Consider the following 24,200-nt stretch of genomic DNA (forward strand, 5'->3'; position numbering starts at 1 on the left):
GCGGAACTCATATCGGCACCAGTCGTTGCGAATGCAATTGTATCTATTGAAACTATACCTGCATTTAAGATCTGGCAATCGGAAAGGGCCGCGTTTGGAATTTTTTTGGACTTTGCCGCTATAGTGGGGAGTCAAAAGGCTGTGAAACGGCGGTTTCTCGCGCCTCATGTAAATTGGGAGCAGAAGAATGTCTGACCATTATCCGTTGTATATCGCCCTGCGTGGCCTGATGGTGCGCGCGGCGCCCGCCATGCAGATCGGCAAGGATGCACTGGGTGAATTCACCCTGAACGTGGCGCGCGACATCATGAATTCCAAGGATCCGGTCTGGTTCGGTTCCGTGCGCATGAGCGGCAACAATGTGTCCTACTACCTGCCGCCCCTGGCCGCGCGCGAAGGCCGCGACCTGATCGTGCCCGAGGGCCTGAAGCGGCTGTCGACCAGCAAGACGTGCTTCGTCTTCCACGACCAGAATGCTGACCGCTTTGCGGAACTGGAAGACCTGACGCGGGCAGCGGCCGACAAGTTTGCCGGCGCCACGCGGGCGGCTTAAGGGCTATTCGGCTACGCCGGTTTTCTTGCCCGTGGCCAGGAAGATCAGCACGGTGAACATCAGTATCTGGGCGGCGGTGAGGACCGAGCCGATGCCCACAACGGGTTCGAACCACGGCGCCTGGATCTGGGCGCCGTATATGCCTGGGATAAAGAAGATCAGGCCCAGGACCGCCAGCGCATAGTGGATTGTGGTCAGGCGCTTCGAGACCTGCGGATGGGCGTTGTAGAACAGGCCCGCCAGGAACATCCACACACCGCCGACCAGGTTCATGTGCGCGTGAGTCGGCGCTTGGACGAAGTCATGGGTGGCGCCCATATAGAGGCCGATTCCGATACCGCAACACAGGAATACCGCGCTGGTGCGCAGGAACAAATTGCCGTTCATTGGAGCCCTCCCAAGCTCTGTGGAAGGCAATTGATTACAATTGAAACCCTGATTTGGCAAATCGCCCGCTTGCCGGTGATGGCAAAGCGCGGCATTGTCACGCCAACAGCCTGTCAGAGCTGAATTTGAGGAGACACCGATGAGCTTTTCCCGATGGCTGGCTGCCGGCGCGGCCGTGATGATGTTCACCTGCGGTTCGGCCTTTGCCGGCGACGGGTTCAAGCTGGCGATCACGGTCGATGACCTGACGGTGCATGGCGGCCTGCCGCCGGGCACGACGCGTAAGCAGGTGGCGGACAACTTCCTCAATGCCTTCAAGGCGCATGGCGTGACCGAAGCCTGGGGCTTCATCAATGGCAAGAGCCTGAAAGACGATCCGTCCAGCTATAGCGTGCTGGAATCGTGGCGGGCGGCCGGGCATCCGCTGGGCAATCACGGCTTTACCCATATGAACGCGTCACAGAATACGGTGGCCGCCTTCGAAGGCGACATCGAAGGCAATGAACCGATCCTTAAAGACCTGATGGGCGACAAGGACTGGCACTGGCTGCGGTTTCCGTTCCTGAACGCCGGCACTGACGCCAGCCACGGCGAAATCATGCAGTACGTCAAGGACAAGGGCTACAAGGTCGCCGATGTGACCGTCAGCTTCAACGACTGGGCCTATACCGACGCCTATGCCCGCTGCGCCGCCAAGGGCGACACGGCGGCGGTCGCCACGTTGCGCCAGAAGTACATGAGTGATGTCGTGGCGTCGGTGAAGCGCGCGCGCGGCCTGTCGCAGAAGATCTACGGCCGCGACATCCCGCACGTCCTGCTGATCCATATCGGCGCCTTTACCGGCGAGATGCTGCCCCAGGTGTTGAGCGCATTCGAGGCCGAAGGGGTGGAGTATGTCACCCTTGAACAGGCGGAGAGCGATCCGGCTTATGATTTCAGCGGACCCAAGGCGGCCCAGGGCTCGATGCTGGAGCGGGTGGCCCAGGAAAAGGGCATCAACATCTATGACGGCACGATCGCGTCGCTGAACGATGTCGGCCCGATCATGGGCATGTGCCAGTAGGCGTCAGGACGAAATCCGCACCGACGAGATGACCTTGGTGAACAGGGCATTCATGGCTTCGGAAATGCCTTCGCTGGGGCTGACCTCGAAAAACAGACCTTCGGAGGCGCATTCCTGCATGTTGGCGGCCAGTTCCGATTTGGGCACGACGAACTTGGCCATGTTGTCCTTGTACCACTGATTGTCATACTTGCCGTCGAGGTGCAGATAGGTCGTATACAGCACGGCGATCTTGACGCCGCGCGCCTTCATGGCCTTGCACTGGGTCGTGTCCATGCCGCCCAACCGCCGGCAGGTGCCGCCGTCCGACCGGGAGCAGTCATAGCTGTCCGTTGCGCCGTCGGACACGAAAAACAGGACCTGTTGGGGCTTGGCGGACGAAGAGCCGTCGCCTGAAGACGGGATCACCTTGTTCATACCGAGCATCATCGACTTGAAGTTGGTTTGCCGGTCGGAATTGTAGTTCTGTTGCGGGATGGTCATCAGGTCGATCTTGGCGGCGTTTGAAGCCGAAGCCGTCAGATCGGTCGTCAGGCCGCTGACCAGATAGGGTTGTGGGTTCTTGGCGTCGATCGATTCCGCCGATAGCCCGAAATGGTAGATGGCCATGCGGTACTGGTTCGACAGGGTCTGGGTATTCCCCGCCATCGTCATCAGGTTCTGCGTCGCCTTGCGTACTACGTCGATGCGCATGGTGAAGCCGATCTTCTTGGCCAGGGTATAGTAGTCCTTACCGGCACGTGCGCCGGTTTCGTGACAGGCGAAGGCACAGTTACCTTCGGTGCCGTAAATAGAGGTTGGCGTTGCCTTCACCAGTTTGTCGATGTCGGCATAGGTCGCGCCCAGCCCCATGGACGGGCTGTTGTCCAGCAGCAGGTAGAAGTCGATAAATGGCGGGAAGGTCGAGGATGAGGTCGAATTGACCGTGATCGGCACCTTGTTCATGCCCATCAGGCCCAGCAGGTAGGGGCGGTAACTGGCTGTAACGGAGACCTCGGACACCAGGTTGGTCTTCTGTTTCTTGATCTGGGCCTTGACCTTGAGGCTGTTCAGATCGCCGTGCTTCTTCACATTGGAGTTGAAGATGGCCAGGGCCTGGTCTTCGCCCGTCTTGAAACTGCTGTTACCCTTGGCATTGGCCTTGTAGGCGTAGGAGTTGACCGCGACAGAACTTACGCTGGCGACATCGGCGGCGTCCTGCAGTTCCTTTTTGAGCTGGAAGACGCGGCTGAAGTCGACGGCGCCGCCGATCGCCAGGAACACGACCGGCAGGGCCAGGCCGATGATCATGACGACATTGCCCCGCGTATTGCGGAAGAACCGCTTCAGTCCGTGCAGCACTTTTTGCGCCCCAGCCTTTTGATAAGGCGCCAGTATGCCACAGACTGCTTAATCAACCGTTCGATTCGGCAGGGGACAAGGTTTTCAGCGCCAGGGCGTGCACCGGGCCGGCCAGTTCCTCGGCCAGTTCGGTGTTGACCAGGCGCTGACGGGCCACACGACCCAGCCCTTCAAAGCGATTTGATACGATCACAACGGAAAAATGGCTCTCGCCCCCTTCACGCGCGCCCATATGTCCACTATGTTTGGCGCTGTCGTCGAGAATCTCCAAACGCTGTGGCGTGAAGGCCTGTTCGAGCTTCGATCGGATGCGGTCCGCGACACTTCCCATAATTCGGCCCTCTTCGCCGTGTAGATTTTCGACGTTTTGTTAAGTTTTCAAGGTAATCTTCATCATATGAGCGAAGGATTTAAGTACAAGCCCAAATTCATGGACATGCGCATTCGTCCGCCCAAGGAGGGTGAGGAGCATGTGCGTCGGCCTGAAGATGATGTGCTGCATCTCAAGCCCGGCCAGAAGCCGTGTGAGTGGCCCGAGTGCCATAAGGCTGCGACGGCCCGTGCGCCCAAGTCGCGCGAGATGATGAATGAGTACTATAATTTCTGCGTCGCTCACGCGTCGGAATACAACAAAAACTGGAACTTCTTCGCCGGTATGAGCGAGGGAGAGGCCCGCAGCCACCGCGAAGCCATCATGACCGGCGGCCGGCCGACCTGGGCGTTCCGCGCGTCGCGCCTGTCGCGTGAGGCGGCCAATATCTCCGCCAAGGGCACGACGTCCAAGGGCTTTTACGATCCGCATTCGGTGTTCGGCGCCGGTGCTGCCCCCAAGCGCGACGAAGCCGCCCCGGCTCAGCGCCAGTACGGCAAGATCGAGCGTCAGGCCTTTGCCGACCTGGACCTGGAAGTTGGCGTCGGCGCCGAGGTGGTGCGTGTGCGCTATACTGAGTTGCTGAAGCGCTGCCATCCGGACAACAACGGTGGCGACCGTTCGGCCGAGGACAAGCTGCAAAGGGTCATCAAGGCCTACAAGGTCCTCAAAAAAATGAATCTTACCTGATCAACGATATGAGGAGAGGATGTCTCTGACATCCCCTCTCCCCGTTCTTCACGGGGAGAGGTTAGGGTGAGGGGCTTTTGTAAGTCTCGCTGAACCTGAATTGTCCGAATAGCCCCTCACCCGATCGCGTTCACTTCGTTCCGCTCTCGTCCTCTCCCCGCAGGCGGGGAGAGGGGAGTAACGGCGCTACCGTCCTTTGAAATAACCGTCGCTGTTCGTGCTGGCGCCGGCCCGGCCGAACAGATTGACCTGCCACAGTTTGCGCGGCTTGAAGCCGGCGCTGTCATACACCCGGATCGCCGCCGTGTTGTCCGGAAGCGAGTGCAGGAACGGTGTACGGCCTTCCGCCACGATGCGATTGCCGACCACAGCCATCATCTGCCGCGCCAGGCCGCGGCCCTGATAATCCGGATGCGTGCATATGGCCGTGATCTCGGTAAAGCCCGGCAGGCACATGCGTTCGCCCGCCATGGCGATCAGGCGGCTGCCGTCGAATGTGCCGGCGAAATATCCCTTTTCGATCGTGCGCGTGCCGAATGGGCCCGGCCGGGTTAACTCGGTCAGGGCCAGGATCGCCGGCACATCTTCGGCCGTCAATTGCCGCGTCTCAACCGTCACCGGCGCCGGGCGAAAGTCTTCGGCGACCAGTTGCAGCACCGGAAACGCGACCAGGCGTTCCAGGCCGACGGGCGCATCCAGCACAGCATCGGCCCAGATCAGGTTATTGCCGCCGTCCGGGATAATCTCGCCCAGGTTTGCCAGGGCTTGCGGTGTTTCCAGCGCCGCGAAGGGCGACACCTCGGGCGGGTAGCGCAGAACGGGCGGGGCTCCGACCGCTAGGTGAGCGTGGCGGCTGGTCAGGGCATGCCAGACGGGGTTGTCCAAAGGGTGCATGACGCCGAAGTAGGGCCGGGACTCATGGGCGTCAAGATGCTGTCGCAAACCGTCCGGGAAAAGGGTAGAGCGAAGACAAAAGGAGTCCATGATGACCGATATCCATAAGGGCGGGTGCCAGTGTGGTGCCGTGCGTTTCGAAGTGAGCGGCCCGCTCGGCAGGGCCTCGGTGTGCCATTGCCGAATGTGCCAGAAGGCGTTCGGCAATGTCATCGCTCCGCTGGTGTCGGTGCGTGAGGCGATCCTGACCTGGACGAAGGATGAGCCGGCGCGGTTCCAGAGCTCCAATTTGGTCAGGCGCGGCTTCTGTCCGAAATGCGGTACGCCGCTCACCTACGAAGCGCCCGACGGTGTCGCGGTGGCCATCGGGGCGTTCGACCATCCGGCGGGGATTGTACCGGACATCCAGTACGGCATCGAAGGCCGCGTCCCGTGGATGGACCATGTCAACGACTGGCCCGGTTGCACGACGATGGAGGACATCGAGGCCGCGCCCTTCCTCGATAAGCTGGTCAGCTATCAGTACCCGGATGAACCTCAAAACGGCTCAAAGCAGTCGTAATTGCGTTGGTTCACGATTTTGCCGTCGCGCAGGGTGAAGACGGTCGAGATATGTGCCGTCATGACATCGCCGGGCTGAAGCTTGCCCAGCGGCACGGCGATCACGCCTTCCCAGGTTGCTTCGACAGCGGCGTAATCATCCGTGCAGATCAGGGTCTTGATGTCGTAGGTCTGTGACCGCATCACACCCTTGCCGCGTTCGAAATCGCTCTTCAGCTTTTCCAGGCCGCGGCGGTCGCCCTTCGGTTTCAACTGATTGGGCCATTCGGTCTGGATCACGGCCGGGTCATACACAGCAAACAGCGCCTCGCCGTCGCCGGCTTCCAGCGCCTTGTAATAGCTGAGGATGAGTTCGCGGTTGCTATCCTGGGACATCGGGGCTTCCATGGTTTTCTTACGTTTCTATAGCACGAACCCTGCGACAAAAAAGTTCGCAGATTGCGAACATTAGGGTTGTGCGCAGGGGCGCAAAGTCTTAGCTGACTGTCACGTTATTTCGCTTTGAAAGCCTGATCCCGCCATGTCCGCCGAACTGGAATACAACGATCCCCTGCTGTCGCTCGCGCCCGATAAAAAGGTCAGCATCCGTGAGGTTTTCGGTGTCGATTCCGACATGATGGTGCCGGCCTTCACGCATCGCGACAGCCACGTGCCCGAGATCGACGAAGCCTACCGCTTCGATCCGCAGACGACCCTGGCCATCTGCGCCGGCTTCGCCTACGATCGCCGGGTGATGGTCCAGGGCTTCCACGGTACCGGCAAGTCGACCCACCTCGAACAGATCGCCGCCCGCCTGAACTGGCCGATGATCCGCGTCAACCTGGACAGCCACGTGTCGCGGATCGACCTGATCGGCAAGGACGCCATCGTGCTGAAGGACGGCCAGCAGGTCACCGAATTCCGCGAAGGCATCCTGCCGTGGTCGCTGCAACGCCCCGTCGCTCTGGTGTTCGACGAATACGACGCCGGCCGCCCGGACGTGATGTTCGTCATCCAGCGCGTGCTGGAGGCTTCGGGCCGCCTGACCCTGCTGGATCAGAACAAGGTGTTGAAGCCGAACGCTTTCTTCCGCCTGTTCTCGACCACCAACACCATCGGCCTGGGCGATACCACGGGCCTCTATCACGGCACCCAACAGATCAACCAGGGCCAGATGGACCGCTGGTCGCTGGTCACCACGCTCAACTATCTGACCCACGATGCCGAGGTCGAAATCGTCCTGGCTAAGGTGCCGGAGTTCGATACGCCCGAACGCAAGGGCATGATCGATGCCATGGTGCGCGTCGCCGACATGTCGCGTTCGGCCTTTTCCAACGGCGATATCTCGACCGTCATGTCGCCTCGGACGGTCATTACCTGGGCCCAGAACACCCTGATCTTCAACAACGATCCGGAACTGGCCTTCCGCTTGTCCTTCCTCAACAAGAGCGACGAACTGGAGCGCCATACCCTGGCCGAATTCTATCAGCGCGCCTTCGGCACCGACGTCAAGGAAAGCGCCCTCAAAGTGAAGGTTATCTAGCTCTCCTCCCCACATGTGGGGAGGGGGACCGCGAAGCGGTGGAGGGGTATCTTGCCGGCTGTGAATGGACCCCTCCGTCTCGACGCGTTTCGCCCCGTAAGGGGGCTAACTTGCTCGCCACCTCCCCATCAAGATGGGGAGGAGAAGTAGAAAGATTCTCCGGTCCTATGGCGCAAAAGCCGACCATCCTCAGTGAACCGTTCAAGAAGGCGCTGATCCATTCGACCCGCGCCCTGGCGGAGGATGCCGAGCTGGAGGTCGTCTTCGGCTCCGACGGCCCGCGTCTGGACGGCAGCAAGCTGATCCTGCCACATCCGCCACGCGACCTGGCGCCCAAGCTGGCCCAGCGGGTGCGCGGCCAGGCCGACCGCATGGCGTTGCGCCGCGCCCACCACGATGCCGCCGTCGACGCTCGCGCCCGTCCACGCGACAGCCTGTCCGGCGAAGCCTTCGACGCCCTGGAAGCGGCCCGCCTCGACGCTATCGGCGCGCGCGCCATGCAAGGCGTGCGGCTGAACCTGCAGGCGGCGCTGGAGAATGACCTGGAACGGTCGGGCCTGATGCGCAAGGAAGACAAGGCCGATCTGGGCCTGCCCGAGATCCTGGGCCTGATGGCGCGCGAAGCCGTCACCGGCGACCCCGTGCCGGCGTCGGTCCAACGCGTGGTCAACATGCTGCGCCATGAGATCGCCGACAAGACCGGCGACGGGCTGGAAAAGCTGGCCGGGCTGATCCACGACCAGAAGGCCTTTACCCAGCAGGCGCGGAAGGTTCTGACCGCACTCGATCTCGTCGACGACAGCCTCGATGCCGAGGAGGAAAAGCAGGACGAGGGCGAGGAGGGCGAGAATGACGGCGACAGCCCCCAGGACGACGCCGAACAGGACGAACAGCCCGACGAAAGCGAGCAGCAGCCTGACCAGCCCGAACCCGACCAGCAAGGCCAGGAACAGGCCCAGGAAGGCGAGGACGACTACACCCAGATGTCGGGCGATCCGCAGATGGCGTCCGAAAGCTCGACCGACGAAGTACCCGACGGCGAGGCCGGTGAGGCCGATGTCCGCGACGAAGCGCCCTTCGCTGATAAGGTCAAGAAGGACTACGACGTCTTTACCCGCCAGTTCGACGAGGTCGTGCCGGCCGAGGAACTGTGTGAGCCCGAGGAACTGGAGCGGCTGCGCGGATTTCTGAATGCGCAACTGGCCAACATGGCGACCATCGTGTCGCGCCTGGCCAACCGGTTACAGCGCAAGCTCATGGCCCAACAGAGCCGGACCTGGTCGTTCGACCTGGAAGAGGGCGTGCTGGACGCCGCCAAGCTGACGCGGGTGATCGTCGATCCGTCGGCGCCCTTGTCATTCAAGCAGGAGAAGGACACCGAGTTCCGCGATACGGTGGTCACGCTGCTGCTCGACAATTCGGGCTCGATGCGCGGGCGGCCGATTATGGTCGCGGCCATCTGCGCCGATGTTCTGGCGCGAACCCTGGAGCGCTGCGGTGTCAAGGTCGAGATCCTGGGCTTCACCACCAAGGCGTGGAAGGGCGGGCTGTCGCGCGAAAAGTGGGTGCGTGAGGGCAAGCCGGCCAATCCGGGCCGTCTCAACGATTTGCGCCACATCATCTACAAGGCGGCCGATTCGCCATGGCGCCGGACGCACAAGAACCTGGGTCTGATGATGCGCGAAGGTCTGCTGAAGGAAAACATCGACGGTGAGGCGCTGCAGTGGGCCTATGGGCGCCTGGCCAACCGGCCGGAGCAACGCAAGATCCTGATGGTGATCTCGGACGGGGCGCCGGTCGACGACTCGACGTTGAGCGTCAACAACGGGCATTATCTCGAAAACCACCTGCGCCGAGTGATCGCCGAGATCGAGGGCGCGCGCAAGGTCGAGCTTGTCGCCATCGGCATCGGCCACGATGTCACGCGCTATTACAAGCGCGCCCTGACGCTGATTGACGTCGAGCATCTCGCTGGCGGGCTTATGGATAAGCTGACGGAATTATTTGAGGAGAAGTGACGCTCAGGGGGCGGGTTAGCCCTTGGCGAGCAGACGTTCCTTGGCGCGTTGAGAGGCCTTCTGCGCGTCCGCCCAGTTCCGTTCAACGCCGGTTGCGACGGGGGTGCCGCCGGCTTTCGGCCAGATCTTCCATTGGCAGCTATTGGGGCCGCGCGGATAAAGACCGATTTCGTATTCTATAGGTTCAGTTTGCATCGGCAGATGATATCAGCAAGGCGGATGGATTACAAACCGAGACGCACCATGAAATGGCCTTACCTGACGATCGCCGCGATTTTACTGGCCTGTCCAGCCGCGGCGGAATTGCGCCCCTATGGCAGCGAGAGCGTCAGTTTGAAGCCTTTGCCGGCGGTGACAGATACCAAACCGGCCAATCCGAAGGTGCGCTATGTTGGCGGCTATGAGATCGTTGCGCACGGCACTTCGCAGGTCACCGGACTGTCGGACCTGGAAATTGGCAGCGACGGTCAGGTGACGGCCCTGAGCGACTTCGGCACCACGCTGCGGTTTTCGCTGAATGGCGGGCCGGTGAAGATCGACCTGCTGCGCGACAGGGACGGCAAGACCTCGATCAACCGGGACTTTAACGATTCCGAAGATCTGGCCACAGGGCCCGACGGCACGCGCTATGTCAGTTATGAGCGCATGCATCGGGTCATGGTCTTTGCGCCGGGCACACAGTGGAACGGCACGCCGACGCAATTGCCGATGGCCGGGCTGCCGGGTATGCCCAACAATGAAGGTCTGGAAGGCCTGGCCTGGCTGGACGGGCAACTGCTGGCCGGTGCCGAATCGGGCGGGTTCTGGCTGTGCGGTGTCGCTAGGCCGGGCTGCAAGGCCGTCGAAGGCCCGCCCGTGCCGGGTTTTATGTACAAGCTGACGTCGCTGGCGCCGGTGCCCGGCCGCGATGATGAGGTCCTGGCGCTGTATCGCTACTTTGTGCCGTTCAGCGCGCCGCGCTCGACCTTAAGCCGGCTAAGGTTGAAGGACGGGCGCCTGGTCAAGGTCGAGGATCTGGCGGTCGTGGCGCCGCCTTTGGCGGTCGACAATTATGAAGGCGTCGCGGCGGTGAAGACCGAGGCGGGGTATCGTCTGTACCTGATCTCCGACAGCCTGGCCGACGATGGCCGGCCGCGGCTGCTGATGTACGACTGGATTCCCTGATCCTGCCTTTCGGCAAGGTCACTCGCTTTCGCCGGCGACCGAGTCGAGGCGGCCGATCACCTTCACCCATCCGTCACTCATATTGCGGTAGGCGCTGTCGTTCTTCGGCAGGACGAAGCCGGAATGGACCAACTGGACGCGGGTACCGGCCTCGACCGGGGTCAGTGTCCAGGTAACGACCGTATCCAGCGGCGCGCCGTAGCCGGTATTGCCGGCGTCACCGCCCTTCCAGGCATAGACCAGACGACGCTTGGGCACGATCTCCAGGACCTGGCAGCGGATGGTGCCATCCCATGCCCCAGCCGGTTTGGTCTGGAAGGTAAAGGCTTGGCCTTCGGCGGCTCTGAAGCCTGTCGGCTGCATCATCCAGCGCGACATCAGTTCGGGCGTGGTCAGGGTCTTCCAAACGGTTTCGGCAGGGTGCGGAAAGACCTCGTCGATGACGATGTCGCGGGTGTCGGTGGGCAGGACCGTTTCGGTCATGGATCTATCTCCTTCAGGAGGCTGCGCAGGTTGGTGAAGCGGTCGCGCCAGAAGACGCCGTAATGGTCCATCCAGGTCACCAGGGGCTCCAGCCCTTCCGGAGCGGCGTGGTAAAAGACGTGGCGGCCTTCGGCGCGTTCAGCGACCAGGCCGGCCTGTTTCAGCGATTTGAGATGCTGGGAGATGGCGCCCTGGGTGACGCCGCTGCCGCGGGTCAGATCGGCGACGGAGATTTCTTCGCTGTCGAAGACTCTTTCGAACACGGTCCGCCGCGTCGGATCGGCCAGGGCGCGCATAAGGTTGGACATGGTAACGGCTTCGGTCATGGCAACATATTAGCTATGGCTAATGCATTAGTCAATGCTAATATATTTGGACAACAAAAAACTCCGGACCATGACGACCGGAGTTTTTCGCGTGTTCGACCAGGAGTCGGAAACTTAAGCCTTGGCGGCCAGCTTGTCCTTGATCTGCTTCTTCAGGCGACGGGCGCGCAGCGACAGATCTGCATCGTCGGCCTTGACCAGGAAGGCATCCAGACCGCCGCGGAAGTCGAGCGTGCGCAGGGCAGCGTTCGAGATCTTCAGGCGATAGGCCTGGCCCAGCGCTTCTGATTGCAGGGCGGTTTGACGCAGAGACGGCAGGAAGCGGCGCTTCGTCTTGACATTTGAGTGGCTCACGCTGTGGCCGACCATGGGACCGACACCGGTGAGTTCGCAACGACGCGACATGGGTTCTACCTTCGAATAAAGATAATAGGGTTCGGCGGCCAGAGGACCTCGGGCCGCCAAGAGGGGCGTTCCATAACCAACCCCCGCCGTCAGGTCAAGGGCAAAACCGCATTTTTACTGTGCTGGACTGACTCAAGGCCAGCCTTCTTAACACAAAAAAGCCCCCGGCACACAGGTCCGGGGGCTGGCTTAAAGCACGGGTGGGAGTCACCGTCTTAGAAGAAGCCCAGTTTCTGCGGGGCATAGGAGACCAGCAGGTTCTTGGTCTGCTGGTAATGGTCCAGCATCATCTTGTGGGTTTCGCGGCCGATGCCCGACTGCTTGTAGCCCCCGAAAGCCGCATGGGCCGGATAGGCGTGGTAGCAGTTGGTCCAGACGCGGCCGGCCTGGATGCCGCGGCCGGCACGGTAGGCCAGGTTCATGTCGCGCGACCACACCCCGGCGCCCAGGCCATAGACCGTGTCGTTGGCGATCTCGATGGCTTCCTCGACCGTCTTGAAGGTGGTTACCGACACGACCGGACCGAAGATCTCCTCCTGGAAGACGCGCATCTTGTTGTGGCCTTCGAAGACCGTCGGCTGGATGTAGAAACCATCATTGAGGTCACCGCCCAACCGGGTGATATCGCCGCCGGTCAGCACCTTGGCGCCCTCGCTACGGCCGATTTCGAGATAGCGCCGGATCTTGTCGAACTGTTCCTGCGACGCCTGGGCGCCGATCATCGTGCCCATGTCGAGTGGGTCGCCCTGGGTGATAGCCTTCACCCGGGCCAGGGCCTTTTCCATAAACCGGTCGTAGATCGACTCATGCACCAGGGCGCGCGACGGGCAAGTGCAGACCTCGCCCTGGTTCAGGGCGAAGAAGGCGAAACCTTCCAGCGCCTTGTCGAGGAAGGCGTCGTCTTCGGCCATGACGTCGGCGAAGAAGACGTTGGGGGACTTGCCGCCCAGTTCCAGCGTGATGTTGGTCAGGTTGTCGGCGGCGTAGCGCATAATTTCCTTGCCTACGGCGGTCGAGCCCGTAAAGGCGACCTTGGCGATGCGCGGGCTCTGGGCCAGGGGCTTACCGGCTTCGATGCCGGTGCCGTTGACGATATTGAGCACGCCCGGCGGCAGCAGGTCGTGGATCAGTTCGGCGACGACCAGGATCGAGGCTGGGGTCTGTTCGGCCGGCTTCAGAATCACACAGTTGCCGGCGGCCAGGGCGGGGGCCAGCTTCCAGGCTGCCATCAGGATGGGGAAGTTCCACGGGATAATCTGGCCGACCACGCCGAGCGGTTCATGGAAGTGATAGGCGACCGTGTCGTTATCCAGTTCGCCGATCGAGCCTTCCTGGGCGCGGATGCAGCCGGCGAAATAGCGGAAATGGTCGATGGCCAGCGGGATGTCGGCAACCGTGGTTTCGCGCAGTGGCTTGCCGTTGTCCCAGGTCTCGGCCTCGGCAATCAGCGGCAGGTTGGCCTCGATACGGTCGGCGATCTTGAGCAGGATATTGGAGCGTTCGGTCACCGAGGTCCGGCCCCAGGCATCCTTTGCCCGATGGGCGGCGTCAAGCGCCAGGTCGATATCCTCCAACGTGGAGCGCGGCACTTCGCAGAGCTTGCGGCCGTTGACCGGCGAGAGGTTGTCCATGTAGCGGCCCTGGACCGGCTCGATCCACTCGCCGCCGATATAGTTGCCATAGCGCGTGCGGAACGGGGTTCCGGCCTCGATCAGGCGTTCGAATTTCGTCATTGTTTCCTCCTGTGAGCCTCGTGCCAAAAAGTGGACGCCACTTTTTGGATCGACACGAGGCGTCTGCTCTATCCAAGCGGTTGAGCCCGCCCGGCTTGACAAGGAGGCTGCGCCTTGAGGGCAGCAGGCGGCAACCAAAAGCCGGCGTGCAGGCGGTGTTGGGACGCGGTTTTCGAGCGGTTTGAGGCGCCCCTGTCGCGGGCTGCGGCGGTTGTCGTGGCGGTGTCGCAAATTGCGACAGGTGTTGCGACGCAGACCATCACTCTTGCCGTGATACCGCGCGATTTGGCTTGCGCATGGGCGGCTATGGGCATTCATTCGGTTTCAACGAAAAAGTTTCAGGGAGGCGGGACTTGATCCCAGCCCAGCCGCATCAGATCGAAGCTGCCCGCAAGACCTTCTTCGCGGGCAAGGGATTGCCTGTCGACCAGATCGGCCATGCCATCCTGCGATCGTGGATTCGCTGCGCTGACATGGGATTGGACGAGGCTGCTACCCCTGATTTTGCCGCACCGACCCGATCGGAACTCAAGGTTTTGCAGGAACGCCACGAGGCTTTGCGGCGGATTTGCCGGCCGGAGCTGGACGCGCTGTACGGCGAAGCACGCGAACTGGCCGGCATTGTCATCCTGACCAATGCCGGGGGCGAGATACTGGACGCGGTCGGTGATCCGGCCTTTGCCGGTCAGGCGGCGCAGGTGGCGTTGCGGCCGGGCGCGCAATGGAGCGAGGACGGCACGGGTACCAATGCTATCGGCACGGCCATTGCCGAACGTCGCGCCGTGGTGGTCAACGGCGCCGAGCACTATTTTCGCGGCCACCAGAATTTGAGCTGCGCCGCCACGCCAATTATCGATCCGCGCGGCGCCACCCTGGGTGTTCTGGACATCTCGACGCCGTCGACCCTGCCGGCCGGACAGATGCTGGGCATGGTGCGCATGGCGGTGGAGCAGATCGAGCACCGGCTGTTCCGGGGCGGCTTCGAAGGTTGTCAGACCTTGCGTTTCCAGACCGACCCCGCGCTGCTGGGCGCGGCGCGCGAAGGCATTTTGGTGTTCCGCGACGCCGTCGTGGTGGCGGCCAACCGTCGCGGCCTCTCTTTGGTCGGGCGAAGCTGGGACGGACTGGACAGCCTGGCGCTCGAAGAGGTGTTCGAGGCGACAGCTTTGGGCAGTGGTCTTCTGCGCGGTCGTGATGGCCGTGAATTCGTCGCCCGGCTGGATGACGATGGTGTGGCGTCGGCGCCTTTGCCGGTGGTGACGCCCCTGGAGGATCTGGAACTGGCGACGATCCGCAATGCACTGGCCGTGCACAATGGCAGTGTCAGCGCCGCGGCCCGGCAACTGGGCATCCATCGCAGCACGATCTATCGCCGGATGGCGGGGCAATAAAAAAGCCTCCCAGGTTTCCCTGAGAGGCTTATTCATATCCGACATTGGGACGGCTTAGGCCGCCTTGGTCAGGTTCTTGTTGAGCAGGGCAACGGCGGCGTCACGATCGATCTTTTCGATCGCGGCGACTTCGCGGGCCATGCGGTCCAGGGCCGACTCATAGAGTTGGCGCTCGGAATAGGATTGTTCCGGCTGGCTGTCCGAACGGTACAGGTCGCGCACGACCTCGGCCAGCGACACGAGGCAGCCGGAGTTGATCTTGGCTTCATATTCCTGGGCGCGACGCGACCACATGGTGCGCTTGATACGGGCGCGGCCCTTCAGGGTGACCAGAGCCTGCGACATGACGGCTTCGGCGGCCAGGTGGCGCAGACCAGCGGTCTTGGCCTTCTTGGTCGGGACGCGCAGGGTCATCTTCTCGTGGTCGAACGTGACGACGAAAACTTCAAGAGCGTAGCCGGCCACTTCCTGTGTCTCGACGGCCGCGACGGTACCGACGCCGTGGGCCGGATAGACGACCTTGTCGCCTACGGAGAAGTCAAAACGGGAAATGTTGAGGGTGTCTGCGGACATGGGTGCGTCCCTTTCGCTCAAGGTTAAGCAAAACCGGCTGTTAACCATAGTCTTCTTAGAGTGTCAGAAATCGGCAGGCCTGCTCCGGGGAGGGGGCAGACATGTCGAAGGCGCACGTGAAAAAAGACCGGGAAGGCATTCGCCCTCTGGCCTCGATGTGCGCATCATTCCAGACTAAGACAAGGTTGGCATCCGACCTGCGTCGATGGCGCGTCACAGGCTGGGCTAGCCCGGTCTGGACGCAAAAAACAAAAGAAGATGTTGCGCGGATCGTGAAGGCCGGTTTATGTCAGCAAAGACATGGGTTGACCCGTTCGACTCTTGCAATACCAAACTTTATATCACAAATTTGCGACAAGATAAAGGCTCTGTAAGCCGCGACCCTTCGCGACCGCAAACAGGCCGGATTCAACCGTTTACACAGTTTGCACGGTATTTATTTACCGTTGCCGGGCTTTTCTGAAAAATATTTTTCGTATTTTTCGGTCTCGCGTTCAAAGTCTTCGCGATCGGCGGGTGGGGTGCCCTTTTCCGAGATGTTCGGCCAGACGGCGGCATATTTCGTGTTGATTTCCAACCACTTGGTGCCTTCGTCCTCGGTGTCGGGCTTGATCGCGTCGACCGGGCATTCGGGTTCGCAGACGCCGCAGTCGATGCATTCGTCCGGGTTGATGACCAGGAAGTTTTCACCTTCGTAGAAGCAGTCGACCGGACACACCTCGACGCAGTCCATGAACTTGCATTTTACGCAGGGGTCGGTGACGATGTAGGTCATAGCGGGTAAGCCTTTTTGAACACGTGCGTCATGCAAACTTAAGGCCCCAATGTCAAGCCTATGTCGCTGACGGCAAAGCCATTTGTTCTAAACCGAAGCCTTAGCCTGATAGAGAGTCCGGGCTTCGGGCGCCGGGCCACGCCGTTCGCCGGTATCGAGGATTTCGATGTCGATCAGGCGCGTACCCAGGGCGAAGATCAGCCGGTCGCCGGGTTTGACCGCCTGCGACGATTTGTCCACCCTGTTAACCAGGCCGAAGCGTTCCAGACGGACATGGCCCGATTCGCACATTTGGGCTGACAGGGCGCGCGTTTTGAAGAAGCGGGCGCGCCACAGCCAGACATCGAGACGGACGGATTGAGTGGGTTCGGCCATGGAGCGGATATGGTTGGCCGTGGCGGGGTTGTAAAGCTTGGAGGCGCGGAAAGGCTCGTAAGAATTTTAACACGAACCACACGAACCGCCGCTCTGCGGCGACACGAACTTCAGGATGAGTTTGAGATGACGAGTAAGGCTAAATCTACGTAAGGGAGGGGAACCACGAATAAGGTATCTCTGGGCCCTGCCAATCCAGGTCGTCCTGAAGTTCGTGTCGCCGCAGAGCGGCGGTTCGTGTTGTTCGTGTTAAAACCTTCCTTCACATACGAAAAAGCCCCGCCGGAGCGGGGCTGATCGGGATCGATCTTGAACGCCTTACTTCGGCGCCAGGATCATGATCATCTGCTTACCTTCCATCCGAGGCTCGTATTCGACCTTGGTGGTGGGCTCGAAGTCGGCCTTGACCTTGTTGAGCAGCTTCATACCCAGTTCCGGGTGCGCCATTTCACGGCCACGGAAACGCAGCGTCACCTTGACCTTGTCGCCTTCCTCGAAGAAGCGGGTCATGGCCTTGGCCTTGACCTCGTAATCGTGGATGTCGATGTTCGGACGGAGCTTGATTTCCTTGATTTCGACGACCTTCTGCTTCTTGCGCGCTTCGGCCTTCTTCTTCTGCTCCTGGAAGCGGAACTTGCCGTAGTCAAGAATTTTGCAGACGGGGGGATCAGCCGTCGGAGAGACCTCGACGAGGTCCAGGCCAGCTTCTTCTGCGGCTTCAAGCGCGGCGGAGGTCGGCATGATGCCTTGCTTTTCGCCGTTCTGGTCAATCAACAATACGCGCGGGACCTTGATGTCCTGATTGATGCGGGGGCCGTCTTTGGGAGGCGGGGCTTGGATCGGGCGACGAATAGGTCGTTCTCCTGTCACAGTTGACGATAAGGGTGAGGCTCGTTTCAGAGTCGCGCGGGATTATGCCGAAAGGGAAGGCTAACCGCAATTCCTAATATGCCGAAACGGTTAAATTTTCAGGAATTAGCGCGACTGTTGTACTTGCGTGACGTCAATATAAGCAGCGCGCGATAGACATCAAGGGTGCGTTCGCACATCACGTCCAGGCTGAAACGTTCCTTGACGCGGGCGCGGCCGGCCACGCCCATCTCGAAGCGCTGTTCATCCGACAGCGCCATGGCGGTCTTCATCGCCTCAGCCCAGGCCGCAGCGTCGCCGGGTTTCACCAGCCAGCCTGTGACGCCGTCGACCACGGTTTCGACGGTGGCGCCATGATCAGCGGCCAGGGGCGGGCGCTGCATGGCCTGGGGCTCGACCGCGGTGCGGCCAAAGGCTTCGGGCTCGAGCGACGGCGCCAGGGCGAAGTGGCACATGCTGTAGGCGCTGGGCATGTCGCTGACATGGCCGACCAGCTTGACATTGTCCTGCAAGGCGTGGGTTTCGATCAATTTTTCCAGTTCGGCGCGATATTCGGTGCGGCCCTGGTCGTCGCCAGCGACCAGGATCAGGAAGTCGGCGATGCCCTGTTCTTTCAGCAGTTTCGCCGCTTCGATGACTAGGACCTGGCCCTTCCAGCGCGTCAGCCGCGCCGCCAGCAGGAAGCGGTTGCGGGTGTCGTTGTCGCCCGTGCCCCAGGTCTCGTCCAGCTTCATGATTTTGCGAACGTCGAAGCCTTCCGGATCGAAGCGGTGCAGGTCGACGCCGCGCGGGATGCTGATCACCCGTTCCGGCAGGGCATGGTTGTAGGTCTTCAGGATATGGTCGCGGGTATAGTCCGAATTGGCGATCGTCATGTCGGCGCGCGTCATCTGGCTGTTGTACCAGCGCTTCAGGCCGGACCTGGCGTTGTAGATACCGTGGTAGGTGGCGACGCTGCGGATCTTTTCGGCGCGTGCGGCGCCGATGGCTGCCATGGCCGGAGCGCGCGACCGGACATGGACGATGTCGACCTTTTCGCGCCGGATCAGGTCACGCAGGGCATTGTGGTTCTTGAGTTGCGTGAATGGGTTCTTGCTGTGAACCGGCATCAGCACCACGGTGGCGCCGGCCTTTTCCAGGCGTTCGACCAGCCGGCCGCCCTTGGTGGCGACGATCGAGCGTCCGCCGGCCGCCAGAATAGCGGCGCTGACGTCGAGCACGGTCTGTTCGACGCCGCCGGTATCCAGTTCAGGCACGACCTGCAAGACGCAGCCGGTGAAGGAAGAGGTGGTCATAAGCCTTGTCTGCCGTCTCCGGGCGTTTTAAGTCAAGACCATGTTGACTCCTTCCTTTCTCGATACGCCCTCTTTTCTTGAGTCGTCTGGGGGCGACCGCATCGCCTATCGTCATCTGCGCGGTGACGGCCCGACCATCCTGTGGCTGGGCGGTTTCCTGTCCGACATGAACGGCAGCAAGATTGCCGCGATCAGCGCCGTGGCGGCGGAGCGCGGCTGGGATTTCCTCTGCTTCGATTACTTTGCGCACGGCGAAACCGGCGGGGTTTTCGAACAGGCTCGGGTCGGGCGGTGGCGCGACAACGTCCTGGCCGTGGCTGATGCCCTCACGCAGGGGCCGGTGGTGGCGGTAGGCTCCAGCATGGGCGGGCATATGCTGTCGCTGCTGATCCGCGAGCGGCCGGGCAAGGTGCGGGCGGCGGGTTTTCTGGCCCCGGCGGCCGATTTCGCCAGAAAGCTTATGCTGGCCAGCCTGTCACCGGAGGACAGGCGGCAACTGGAGACGACCGGCGTCTACATGATGCCCGGCTATGACCGGCCGGTGCCGCTGAGCCAGGCGTTTTTCGATGAGGCCGCCGGCCATGAGGTGCTGAACGCGCCGATTGCGTTTGATGGGCCGGTGCGCATCCTGCACGGCATGAAGGACGATCTGGTGCCCTGGCAGCATGGCGTGCGCCTGCTGGAGACGTTTACGACACCTGATGCCCAGATCCGTCTGATCAAGGACGGCGACCATCGCCTGTCGCGGGAACAAGACTTGGCCCTGCTGGTGCAGATGGTTGGCGATCTACGCGATAATTGACATTTCTGAATAAATCTGTCAGATTGTTCTTGTTTCGACAATCGGGTGCTGAAATGTCTGAAGCCTATTCCTACGGTCCGGGGTTCGACGAGGCCCCCTTTACGCCTTCAAGCCATTTTCCTGTGCAGATAGGGCCGGATGGCCGGATACTTATACCGGTCGAAATACGGCGGGCCATGATGATTGGCGAAGATCGCAGGCTGACCGGGGAACTGGTCGATGGCGAACTGCGTCTCATCTCACCGGCCATGGCCTTGAAAAAGCTGCAGGATATGATCCAGGCCGTCGATACCGGAACCGGTTCGATCGTTGATGAGCTGATCGCCGACCGGCGCGCCGAGGCAGCGCGCGAATGACGGCAGTCCTGGATTCGTCCGCCGTCCTGGCCTTGCTGTGGCGGGAGAAGGGCTGCGATATCGTCGAGACCTATCTTCGCGACGCCATGATCAGCACCATCAATCTGGCCGAGGTCTACACCAAGTGTACCGAGCGTAGCGTCGATCCGGGTGTCGTTGCCTCAGTATTGGCCAAGCAGTCCGTGACGATCGTCGACTTCAGCGCGCCCCAGGCTTTGCTGGCCGGGAAACTGCGCCAGCAAACCAAGGCTCTGGGATTGTCGCTGGGGGATCGCGCCTGCCTCGCCGTGGCCATGATGGAACGGGCAACCGTGGTGACAGCCGACAAGCCATGGGCGAACGTCGGGTTGAACCTAAAGATTGTGGTTATCCGTTAAACCAGCGCCTTCAGGCCTTCGCGATAGGTCGGATAGCGCGGAAACCAGCCCAGTTCGGCCTTGGCGCGGGCGTTGGAGACGCGTTTGTTGTCGCGGTAGAAGCGCTGCATGGCCGGGAAGCGCGGATCGTCCCAGGCGGTCGGTTCGGGCACCGGCAAACCGGTCAGGTCTGCCGCATACAGCAGCACCTCATCCGCCGGGGCGGGTTCGTCATCACACAGGTTATAGATGCCGCCCGGCCGGGGCCGGTTGAGGCTGGCCAGCAGGGCGGTGGCGCAGTCGTCGTGGTGCAGTCGGGAAAAGACATGGCCGGGTTTGTGGATGCGCCTGGCTGTGCCGTCCTTAAGCCGCTCGATGACATTGCGGCCGGGACCATAAAGCCCAGGCAGGCGGAAGACCTGGGCGCCGGCGGACAGCCACTGGCTTTCGGCCAGGACCCGGCGGCGGCCTTCGGCGGAGGTGGGGCGCAGCTCGCTGTCTTCCCACACCCAACCGCCGTCACGGTCGCCATAGACGCCGGTGGTCGACAGGTAGCCGATCCATTGGCCGCTGCGCACAGGTTGCAGGGCGGCAAAGGCGGGACAGCCATCGTCTCCGGGAGCAGGGGTAATCAGGATGGAATCGGCGGCTTCGAAGGCGGCTTGGCTGTCGACGGGATCGACGGCGGTTATGCCCTGGCTTTCCAAATGCGCGCGTTTTTCGGGATCGCGGGCAGTGGCGGTAATCCGGGCACCCTGCACAGCACGGGCAAAGGCCGCACCGATAAAGCCATAGCCGAAAACGAGAAGGTTCACTCGACGCCGGCGCTGTCAGCGACTTCGGAGATTACGGACGACGCGACCGAAGCCTCGCTTGCCTGTTGGGCGCGACGCTCCTCTTTCTCGACGGCTTCGCGCTTCAGGCGGGCGTCGCGTTCCTTGACCATGCGGTAGTAGTCCGGAAGCTCCTCGGCGTGGCCGAACGGCGGAGGCGAGCGCGTCCCAAGGCCCTGCGGCCACGACATGGCAAACGCGATCAAGGCGATCGCGATGACGGCGGCCAGGGGGTAGAAAATCTTGTCGTCCAGCAACTTCATGGCGGTTTTATAGGCGGATTGTGGGCCGCACGCCAGCGATTTTCGGGGGTGGCTCTTGTGCGATGTGACGGTCACACCATATCGGCTGGCGTGGCGGTCGCTTGACTTCGAGGGCCGTCAGATTCATCCGCCGTCAGGGGAACCCAAGCATGAATATCGAGAAATATTCCGAGAAAACCCAAAAGCTTATCCAAAGCGCCCAGAGCCTGGCCCAGGCCAGCAGCCACCAGTATTTTACCCCGGTCCATGTGCTGAAAGCCCTGACCGAAGACAAGGACGGGCTGAGCTCGCGTCTGGTCGCCCTGGCCGGCGGCAATGCTGATGCCTTTGCCGGCGCGGTCGATGCCGCCTTTAACAAGATCGCGTCGGTTTCGGGCGGCAATACCCAACTGTACATGAACAACGACACCGCAAAGCTGTTCAACGAGGCGGAGACCGAAGCCCAGAAGGCCGGCGACAGCTTTGTTACCGCCGACCGGTTGCTGGTCGCCGCGTTGAACACCGGTGATGGTGGCGCCATCCTCAAGGCGGCCAACCTCAACCTCAAGACCTTGAAGGACGCCCAGACGGCCTTCCGCAAAGGCAAGACGGCGGATTCCGCCTCGGCCGAGAACGGTTTCGACGCGCTGAAAAAGTATGCTCGCGACCTGACCGAAGCGGCGGCCGCCGGCAAGATCGACCCGGTCATCGGCCGCGACGAAGAGATTCGCCGCACCATCCAGGTGCTGGCGCGGCGCACCAAGAACAATCCGGTGTTGATCGGGGAGCCGGGCGTCGGCAAGACCGCCATCGTCGAAGGCCTGGCCCAGCGCATCGTCAATGGCGATGTGCCGGAATCGTTGAAAGACAAGAAGCTGCTGTCGCTCGACATGGGCTCTCTGATCGCCGGAGCGAAATACCGCGGCGAGTTCGAGGAGCGGTTGAAGGCTGTGCTCAACGAAGTCACGGCCGCCGAGGGCGAAATCGTCCTGTTCATCGACGAGATGCACACCCTGGTCGGCGCCGGCAAGTCCGACGGCGCCATGGATGCGTCCAATCTGTTGAAGCCGGCTCTGGCGCGCGGTGAATTGCACTGTGTGGGCGCGACGACCCTGGACGAATATCGCAAGCACGTCGAAAAGGACGCCGCCCTGGCGCGGCGGTTCCAGCCGGTGTTTGTCTCCGAGCCGACGGTCGAGGACACCATCTCGATCCTGCGCGGGCTGAAGGAAAAGTACGAGGTTCACCACGGCGTGCGCATTTCCGACTCGGCCATCGTGTCGGCGGCGACCCTGTCGAATCGTTACATTGCCGATCGGTTTTTGCCGGACAAGGCGATCGACCTGGTCGACGAAGCGGCGTCGCGGGTGCGCATGGCGGTCGATTCCAAGCCGGAAGAGCTGGACGAACTGGACCGCCGCATCGTCCAGCTCAAGATCGAGCGCGAGGCGCTGAACAAGGAGACCGATGCGGCGTCGCGGGCGCGGCTGGACAAGCTGACCGACGAGCTGGAGGACCTGGAACTCCGCTCCCTGGACCTGACCAAGAAGTGGAAGGCCGAGAAGGACAAGGTCGGTTCGGCGGCACGGGCGCGTGAAGCCTTGGACCGGGCGCGGATCGAGCTGGCCAATGTCCAGCGCGCCGGCGACCTGGCGAAGGCGTCTGAGATTATGTACGGCCGGATTCCCGCTCTGGAGAAGGAACTGGCGGCGGCGGAAACGGCGTCCCAGGAAGCGCCCTTGACGCCGGAAGTGGTGGACTCGTCGCAGATCGCCCAGGTGGTGTCGCGGTGGACTGGGATTCCGGTCGACAAGATGCTGGAGGGTGAGCGCGACAAGCTGCTGCGCATGGAAGATCAATTGCGCAAGCGGGTGGTCGGTCAGGATGAGGCTCTGGCGGCGGTGTCGGATGCGGTGCGCCGGGCGCGGGCAGGGTTGAAGGACCCCAACCGGCCGATCGGGTCGTTCCTGTTCCTGGGCCCGACGGGCGTCGGCAAGACCGAGCTGAACAAGGCCTTGGCCGAGTTCCTGTTCGACGACGACACGGCGATCACGCGTCTGGACATGTCGGAATATATGGAAAAGCATTCCGTGTCGCGGATGATCGGCGCGCCTCCGGGCTATGTCGGTTACGACGAAGGCGGGGCCTTGACCGAAGCCGTGCGGCGCCGGCCATATCAGGTGGTTTTGTTCGACGAGGTCGAAAAGGCGCATCCGGATGTGTTCAATGTGCTGTTGCAGGTGCTCGACGATGGTCGGTTGACCGACGGCCAGGGACGGGTTGTGGACTTCCGCAATACGCTGATCGTCATGACCTCGAACCTGGGTTCGGACGTGCTGGTCAATATGGCGGATGACGAGTCGGTGGAAACCGTGCGGCCGCTGGTGATGGATGTGGTGCGCCGGCATTTCCGGCCGGAGTTCCTGAACCGGATTGACGAGACCATCCTGTTCCATCGCCTGGACAAGGCGCATATGCATGACATCGTCCGCATCCAGCTCAAGGGGCTGGAGAAGCTGATGGCCGACCGGGAGATGACGCTGAGCATCGATGATGCGGCGCTGAACTATCTGGCGGACAAGGGTTTCGATCCGGCCTATGGCGCGCGGCCGTTGAAGCGGGTGATCCAGAAGACCCTGGTCGACGGGATTGCGCGCAAGATCCTGGCTGGAGAGTTCGGCGATGGCGATGTGATCCAGGTCGGGTTCGACGGGGAGGAACTGCAGATCGGGAAGCCCACTGTCAACTAACGGGGTGTGGGGTCTGCGACCCCACAAAACCTTTCTTTTCCTTCCTTTGACCTCGCCCCCTTTGAGGGCGAA

Annotated in this window: 30 protein-coding genes; 13 read left to right on the plus strand and 17 right to left on the minus strand. The window is 61.7% G+C overall.

Features of this window, described 5'->3' with window-relative positions; translation table 11 throughout:
- Nucleotides 1–187 precede the first annotated feature (187 nt).
- Nucleotides 188–553, plus strand: coding sequence for a hypothetical protein (locus ABAC460_RS34720; protein ID WP_023453289.1), 366 nt, complete (start codon nucleotides 188–190; stop codon nucleotides 551–553).
- A 3-nt stretch (nucleotides 554–556) separates the two neighbouring features.
- Here the strand turns inward: ABAC460_RS34720 and ABAC460_RS34725 are convergent, their stop codons facing one another.
- Nucleotides 557–940 (minus strand): hypothetical protein, encoded by a 384-nt coding sequence (locus ABAC460_RS34725; RefSeq protein WP_023453290.1) that lies wholly within the window; start codon nucleotides 938–940, stop codon nucleotides 557–559.
- 139 nt (nucleotides 941–1,079) lie between these two features.
- Here ABAC460_RS34725 and ABAC460_RS34730 point away from each other — a divergent pair, with 139 nt between their 5' ends.
- A complete protein-coding gene (locus tag ABAC460_RS34730; protein WP_023453291.1) occupies nucleotides 1,080–2,003 on the plus strand; it encodes a polysaccharide deacetylase family protein in 924 nt (307 codons plus the stop codon).
- Nucleotides 2,004–2,006: 3 nt separating this feature from the next.
- Here the strand turns inward: ABAC460_RS34730 and ABAC460_RS34735 are convergent, their stop codons facing one another.
- On the minus strand, nucleotides 2,007–3,344 hold the full coding sequence (locus ABAC460_RS34735; protein ID WP_023453292.1) for a TadE/TadG family type IV pilus assembly protein: 1,338 nt from the start codon (nucleotides 3,342–3,344) through the stop codon (nucleotides 2,007–2,009).
- A 52-nt stretch (nucleotides 3,345–3,396) separates the two neighbouring features.
- Nucleotides 3,397–3,675, minus strand: a complete 279-nt coding sequence (locus ABAC460_RS34740; RefSeq protein WP_023453293.1) for a BolA family protein — start codon at nucleotides 3,673–3,675, stop codon at nucleotides 3,397–3,399.
- A 66-nt stretch (nucleotides 3,676–3,741) separates the two neighbouring features.
- Here ABAC460_RS34740 and ABAC460_RS34745 point away from each other — a divergent pair, with 66 nt between their 5' ends.
- On the plus strand, nucleotides 3,742–4,404 hold the full coding sequence (locus ABAC460_RS34745; RefSeq protein ID WP_023453294.1) for a J domain-containing protein: 663 nt from the start codon (nucleotides 3,742–3,744) through the stop codon (nucleotides 4,402–4,404).
- Nucleotides 4,405–4,590: 186 nt separating this feature from the next.
- On the opposite strand, the gene ABAC460_RS34750 is transcribed toward ABAC460_RS34745, so the two are convergent.
- On the minus strand, nucleotides 4,591–5,346 hold the full coding sequence (locus ABAC460_RS34750; protein ID WP_162150313.1) for a GNAT family N-acetyltransferase: 756 nt from the start codon (nucleotides 5,344–5,346) through the stop codon (nucleotides 4,591–4,593).
- Nucleotides 5,347–5,389: 43 nt separating this feature from the next.
- Here ABAC460_RS34750 and ABAC460_RS34755 point away from each other — a divergent pair, with 43 nt between their 5' ends.
- Complete coding sequence (locus tag ABAC460_RS34755) at nucleotides 5,390–5,860, plus strand: GFA family protein (protein WP_023453296.1); 471 nt, start codon at nucleotides 5,390–5,392, stop codon at nucleotides 5,858–5,860.
- Here the strand turns inward: ABAC460_RS34755 and ABAC460_RS34760 are convergent.
- Nucleotides 5,836–6,234, minus strand: coding sequence for a nuclear transport factor 2 family protein (locus ABAC460_RS34760; protein WP_031236713.1), 399 nt, complete (start codon nucleotides 6,232–6,234; stop codon nucleotides 5,836–5,838). The two genes, ABAC460_RS34755 and ABAC460_RS34760, sit on opposite strands and share 25 nt — an antisense overlap.
- Before the next feature lie 145 nt (nucleotides 6,235–6,379).
- On the opposite strand from ABAC460_RS34760, the gene cobS reads away from it, so the two are divergent.
- Both cobS and cobT read left to right on the plus strand, forming a co-directional pair.
- Entirely contained in the window at nucleotides 6,380–7,381 is a 1,002-nt protein-coding gene (gene cobS / locus ABAC460_RS34765) for a cobaltochelatase subunit CobS (protein WP_023453298.1), read from the plus strand.
- Nucleotides 7,382–7,548: 167 nt separating this feature from the next.
- Nucleotides 7,549–9,399, plus strand: a complete 1,851-nt coding sequence (gene cobT / locus ABAC460_RS34770; protein ID WP_023453299.1) for a cobaltochelatase subunit CobT — start codon at nucleotides 7,549–7,551, stop codon at nucleotides 9,397–9,399.
- 15 nt (nucleotides 9,400–9,414) lie between these two features.
- Here cobT and ABAC460_RS49605 read toward each other — a convergent pair whose 3' ends face one another.
- Entirely contained in the window at nucleotides 9,415–9,594 is a 180-nt protein-coding gene (locus tag ABAC460_RS49605; RefSeq protein ID WP_023453300.1) for a hypothetical protein, read from the minus strand.
- A gap of 48 nt (nucleotides 9,595–9,642) precedes the next feature.
- Here ABAC460_RS49605 and ABAC460_RS34775 point away from each other — a divergent pair, with 48 nt between their 5' ends.
- Nucleotides 9,643–10,563, plus strand: a complete 921-nt coding sequence (locus tag ABAC460_RS34775; RefSeq protein WP_023453301.1) for an esterase-like activity of phytase family protein — start codon at nucleotides 9,643–9,645, stop codon at nucleotides 10,561–10,563.
- Between the two features lie 18 nt (nucleotides 10,564–10,581).
- Here the strand turns inward: ABAC460_RS34775 and ABAC460_RS34780 are convergent, their stop codons facing one another.
- From ABAC460_RS34780 to exaC, 4 genes are all read right to left on the minus strand, one after another.
- Nucleotides 10,582–11,046, minus strand: coding sequence for an SRPBCC family protein (locus ABAC460_RS34780; protein ID WP_023453302.1), 465 nt, complete (start codon nucleotides 11,044–11,046; stop codon nucleotides 10,582–10,584).
- Nucleotides 11,043–11,372, minus strand: a complete 330-nt coding sequence (locus ABAC460_RS34785) for an ArsR/SmtB family transcription factor (protein WP_023453303.1) — start codon at nucleotides 11,370–11,372, stop codon at nucleotides 11,043–11,045. The genes ABAC460_RS34780 and ABAC460_RS34785 overlap by 4 nt, the downstream gene beginning before the upstream one ends.
- Nucleotides 11,373–11,486: 114 nt before the next feature.
- Nucleotides 11,487–11,777 carry a 50S ribosomal protein L28 gene (gene rpmB / locus ABAC460_RS34790; RefSeq protein WP_006272220.1) on the minus strand — a complete coding sequence of 97 codons (291 nt, stop codon included), beginning with the start codon at nucleotides 11,775–11,777 and terminating at the stop codon, nucleotides 11,487–11,489.
- 215 nt (nucleotides 11,778–11,992) lie between these two features.
- Nucleotides 11,993–13,510 carry an acetaldehyde dehydrogenase ExaC gene (gene exaC / locus ABAC460_RS34795; protein ID WP_023453305.1) on the minus strand — a complete coding sequence of 506 codons (1,518 nt, stop codon included), beginning with the start codon at nucleotides 13,508–13,510 and terminating at the stop codon, nucleotides 11,993–11,995.
- Between the two features lie 353 nt (nucleotides 13,511–13,863).
- Here exaC and ABAC460_RS34805 point away from each other — a divergent pair, with 353 nt between their 5' ends.
- Nucleotides 13,864–14,901, plus strand: coding sequence for a sigma-54-dependent Fis family transcriptional regulator (locus ABAC460_RS34805; protein WP_023453307.1), 1,038 nt, complete (start codon nucleotides 13,864–13,866; stop codon nucleotides 14,899–14,901).
- Between the two features lie 54 nt (nucleotides 14,902–14,955).
- Here the strand turns inward: ABAC460_RS34805 and ABAC460_RS34810 are convergent, their stop codons facing one another.
- Nucleotides 14,956–15,474 carry a CarD family transcriptional regulator gene (locus tag ABAC460_RS34810; protein ID WP_023453308.1) on the minus strand — a complete coding sequence of 173 codons (519 nt, stop codon included), beginning with the start codon at nucleotides 15,472–15,474 and terminating at the stop codon, nucleotides 14,956–14,958.
- 101 nt (nucleotides 15,475–15,575) lie between these two features.
- Here ABAC460_RS34810 and ABAC460_RS49610 point away from each other — a divergent pair, with 101 nt between their 5' ends.
- A complete protein-coding gene (locus tag ABAC460_RS49610; RefSeq protein WP_155914622.1) occupies nucleotides 15,576–15,848 on the plus strand; it encodes a hypothetical protein in 273 nt (90 codons plus the stop codon).
- Between the two features lie 62 nt (nucleotides 15,849–15,910).
- On the opposite strand, the gene fdxA is transcribed toward ABAC460_RS49610, so the two are convergent.
- The 4 genes from fdxA to ABAC460_RS34830 all read right to left on the minus strand — a co-directional run bounded on the left by fdxA (nucleotide 15,911) and on the right by ABAC460_RS34830 (nucleotide 18,789).
- On the minus strand, nucleotides 15,911–16,249 hold the full coding sequence (gene fdxA / locus ABAC460_RS34815) for a ferredoxin FdxA (RefSeq protein ID WP_023453309.1): 339 nt from the start codon (nucleotides 16,247–16,249) through the stop codon (nucleotides 15,911–15,913).
- A gap of 87 nt (nucleotides 16,250–16,336) precedes the next feature.
- Nucleotides 16,337–16,624 carry an RNA-binding S4 domain-containing protein gene (locus ABAC460_RS34820; protein ID WP_023453310.1) on the minus strand — a complete coding sequence of 96 codons (288 nt, stop codon included), beginning with the start codon at nucleotides 16,622–16,624 and terminating at the stop codon, nucleotides 16,337–16,339.
- A gap of 318 nt (nucleotides 16,625–16,942) precedes the next feature.
- Nucleotides 16,943–17,464 carry a translation initiation factor IF-3 gene (gene infC / locus ABAC460_RS34825; protein ID WP_031236714.1) on the minus strand — a complete coding sequence of 174 codons (522 nt, stop codon included), beginning with the start codon at nucleotides 17,462–17,464 and terminating at the stop codon, nucleotides 16,943–16,945.
- 128 nt (nucleotides 17,465–17,592) lie between these two features.
- Complete coding sequence (locus tag ABAC460_RS34830) at nucleotides 17,593–18,789, minus strand: glycosyltransferase family 4 protein (RefSeq protein ID WP_023453312.1); 1,197 nt, start codon at nucleotides 18,787–18,789, stop codon at nucleotides 17,593–17,595.
- Nucleotides 18,790–18,829: 40 nt separating this feature from the next.
- Between ABAC460_RS34830 and ABAC460_RS34835 the strand changes: the two genes are divergently transcribed.
- From ABAC460_RS34835 to ABAC460_RS34845, 3 genes are all read left to right on the plus strand, one after another.
- Entirely contained in the window at nucleotides 18,830–19,591 is a 762-nt protein-coding gene (locus ABAC460_RS34835; protein WP_023453313.1) for an alpha/beta hydrolase, read from the plus strand.
- A gap of 179 nt (nucleotides 19,592–19,770) precedes the next feature.
- Entirely contained in the window at nucleotides 19,771–19,947 is a 177-nt protein-coding gene (locus ABAC460_RS50115; protein ID WP_162150314.1) for a hypothetical protein, read from the plus strand.
- A complete protein-coding gene (locus ABAC460_RS34845) occupies nucleotides 19,944–20,324 on the plus strand; it encodes a type II toxin-antitoxin system VapC family toxin (RefSeq protein ID WP_023453315.1) in 381 nt (126 codons plus the stop codon). Before ABAC460_RS50115 ends, ABAC460_RS34845 begins: the two co-directional genes overlap by 4 nt.
- Here ABAC460_RS34845 and ABAC460_RS34850 read toward each other — a convergent pair.
- Entirely contained in the window at nucleotides 20,321–21,118 is a 798-nt protein-coding gene (locus ABAC460_RS34850) for an SDR family oxidoreductase (protein WP_023453316.1), read from the minus strand. The genes ABAC460_RS34845 and ABAC460_RS34850 overlap by 4 nt on opposite strands.
- Nucleotides 21,115–21,399 carry a hypothetical protein gene (locus tag ABAC460_RS34855; protein ID WP_023453317.1) on the minus strand — a complete coding sequence of 95 codons (285 nt, stop codon included), beginning with the start codon at nucleotides 21,397–21,399 and terminating at the stop codon, nucleotides 21,115–21,117. Before ABAC460_RS34855 ends, ABAC460_RS34850 begins: the two co-directional genes overlap by 4 nt.
- 149 nt (nucleotides 21,400–21,548) lie before the next feature.
- Here ABAC460_RS34855 and clpB point away from each other — a divergent pair, with 149 nt between their 5' ends.
- Complete coding sequence (clpB, locus tag ABAC460_RS34860) at nucleotides 21,549–24,128, plus strand: ATP-dependent chaperone ClpB (protein ID WP_023453318.1); 2,580 nt, start codon at nucleotides 21,549–21,551, stop codon at nucleotides 24,126–24,128.
- Nucleotides 24,129–24,200 lie beyond the last annotated feature (72 nt).

The sequence above is a fragment of the Asticcacaulis sp. AC460 genome, assembly GCF_000495795.1.
Classification (GTDB): domain Bacteria; phylum Pseudomonadota; class Alphaproteobacteria; order Caulobacterales; family Caulobacteraceae; genus Asticcacaulis.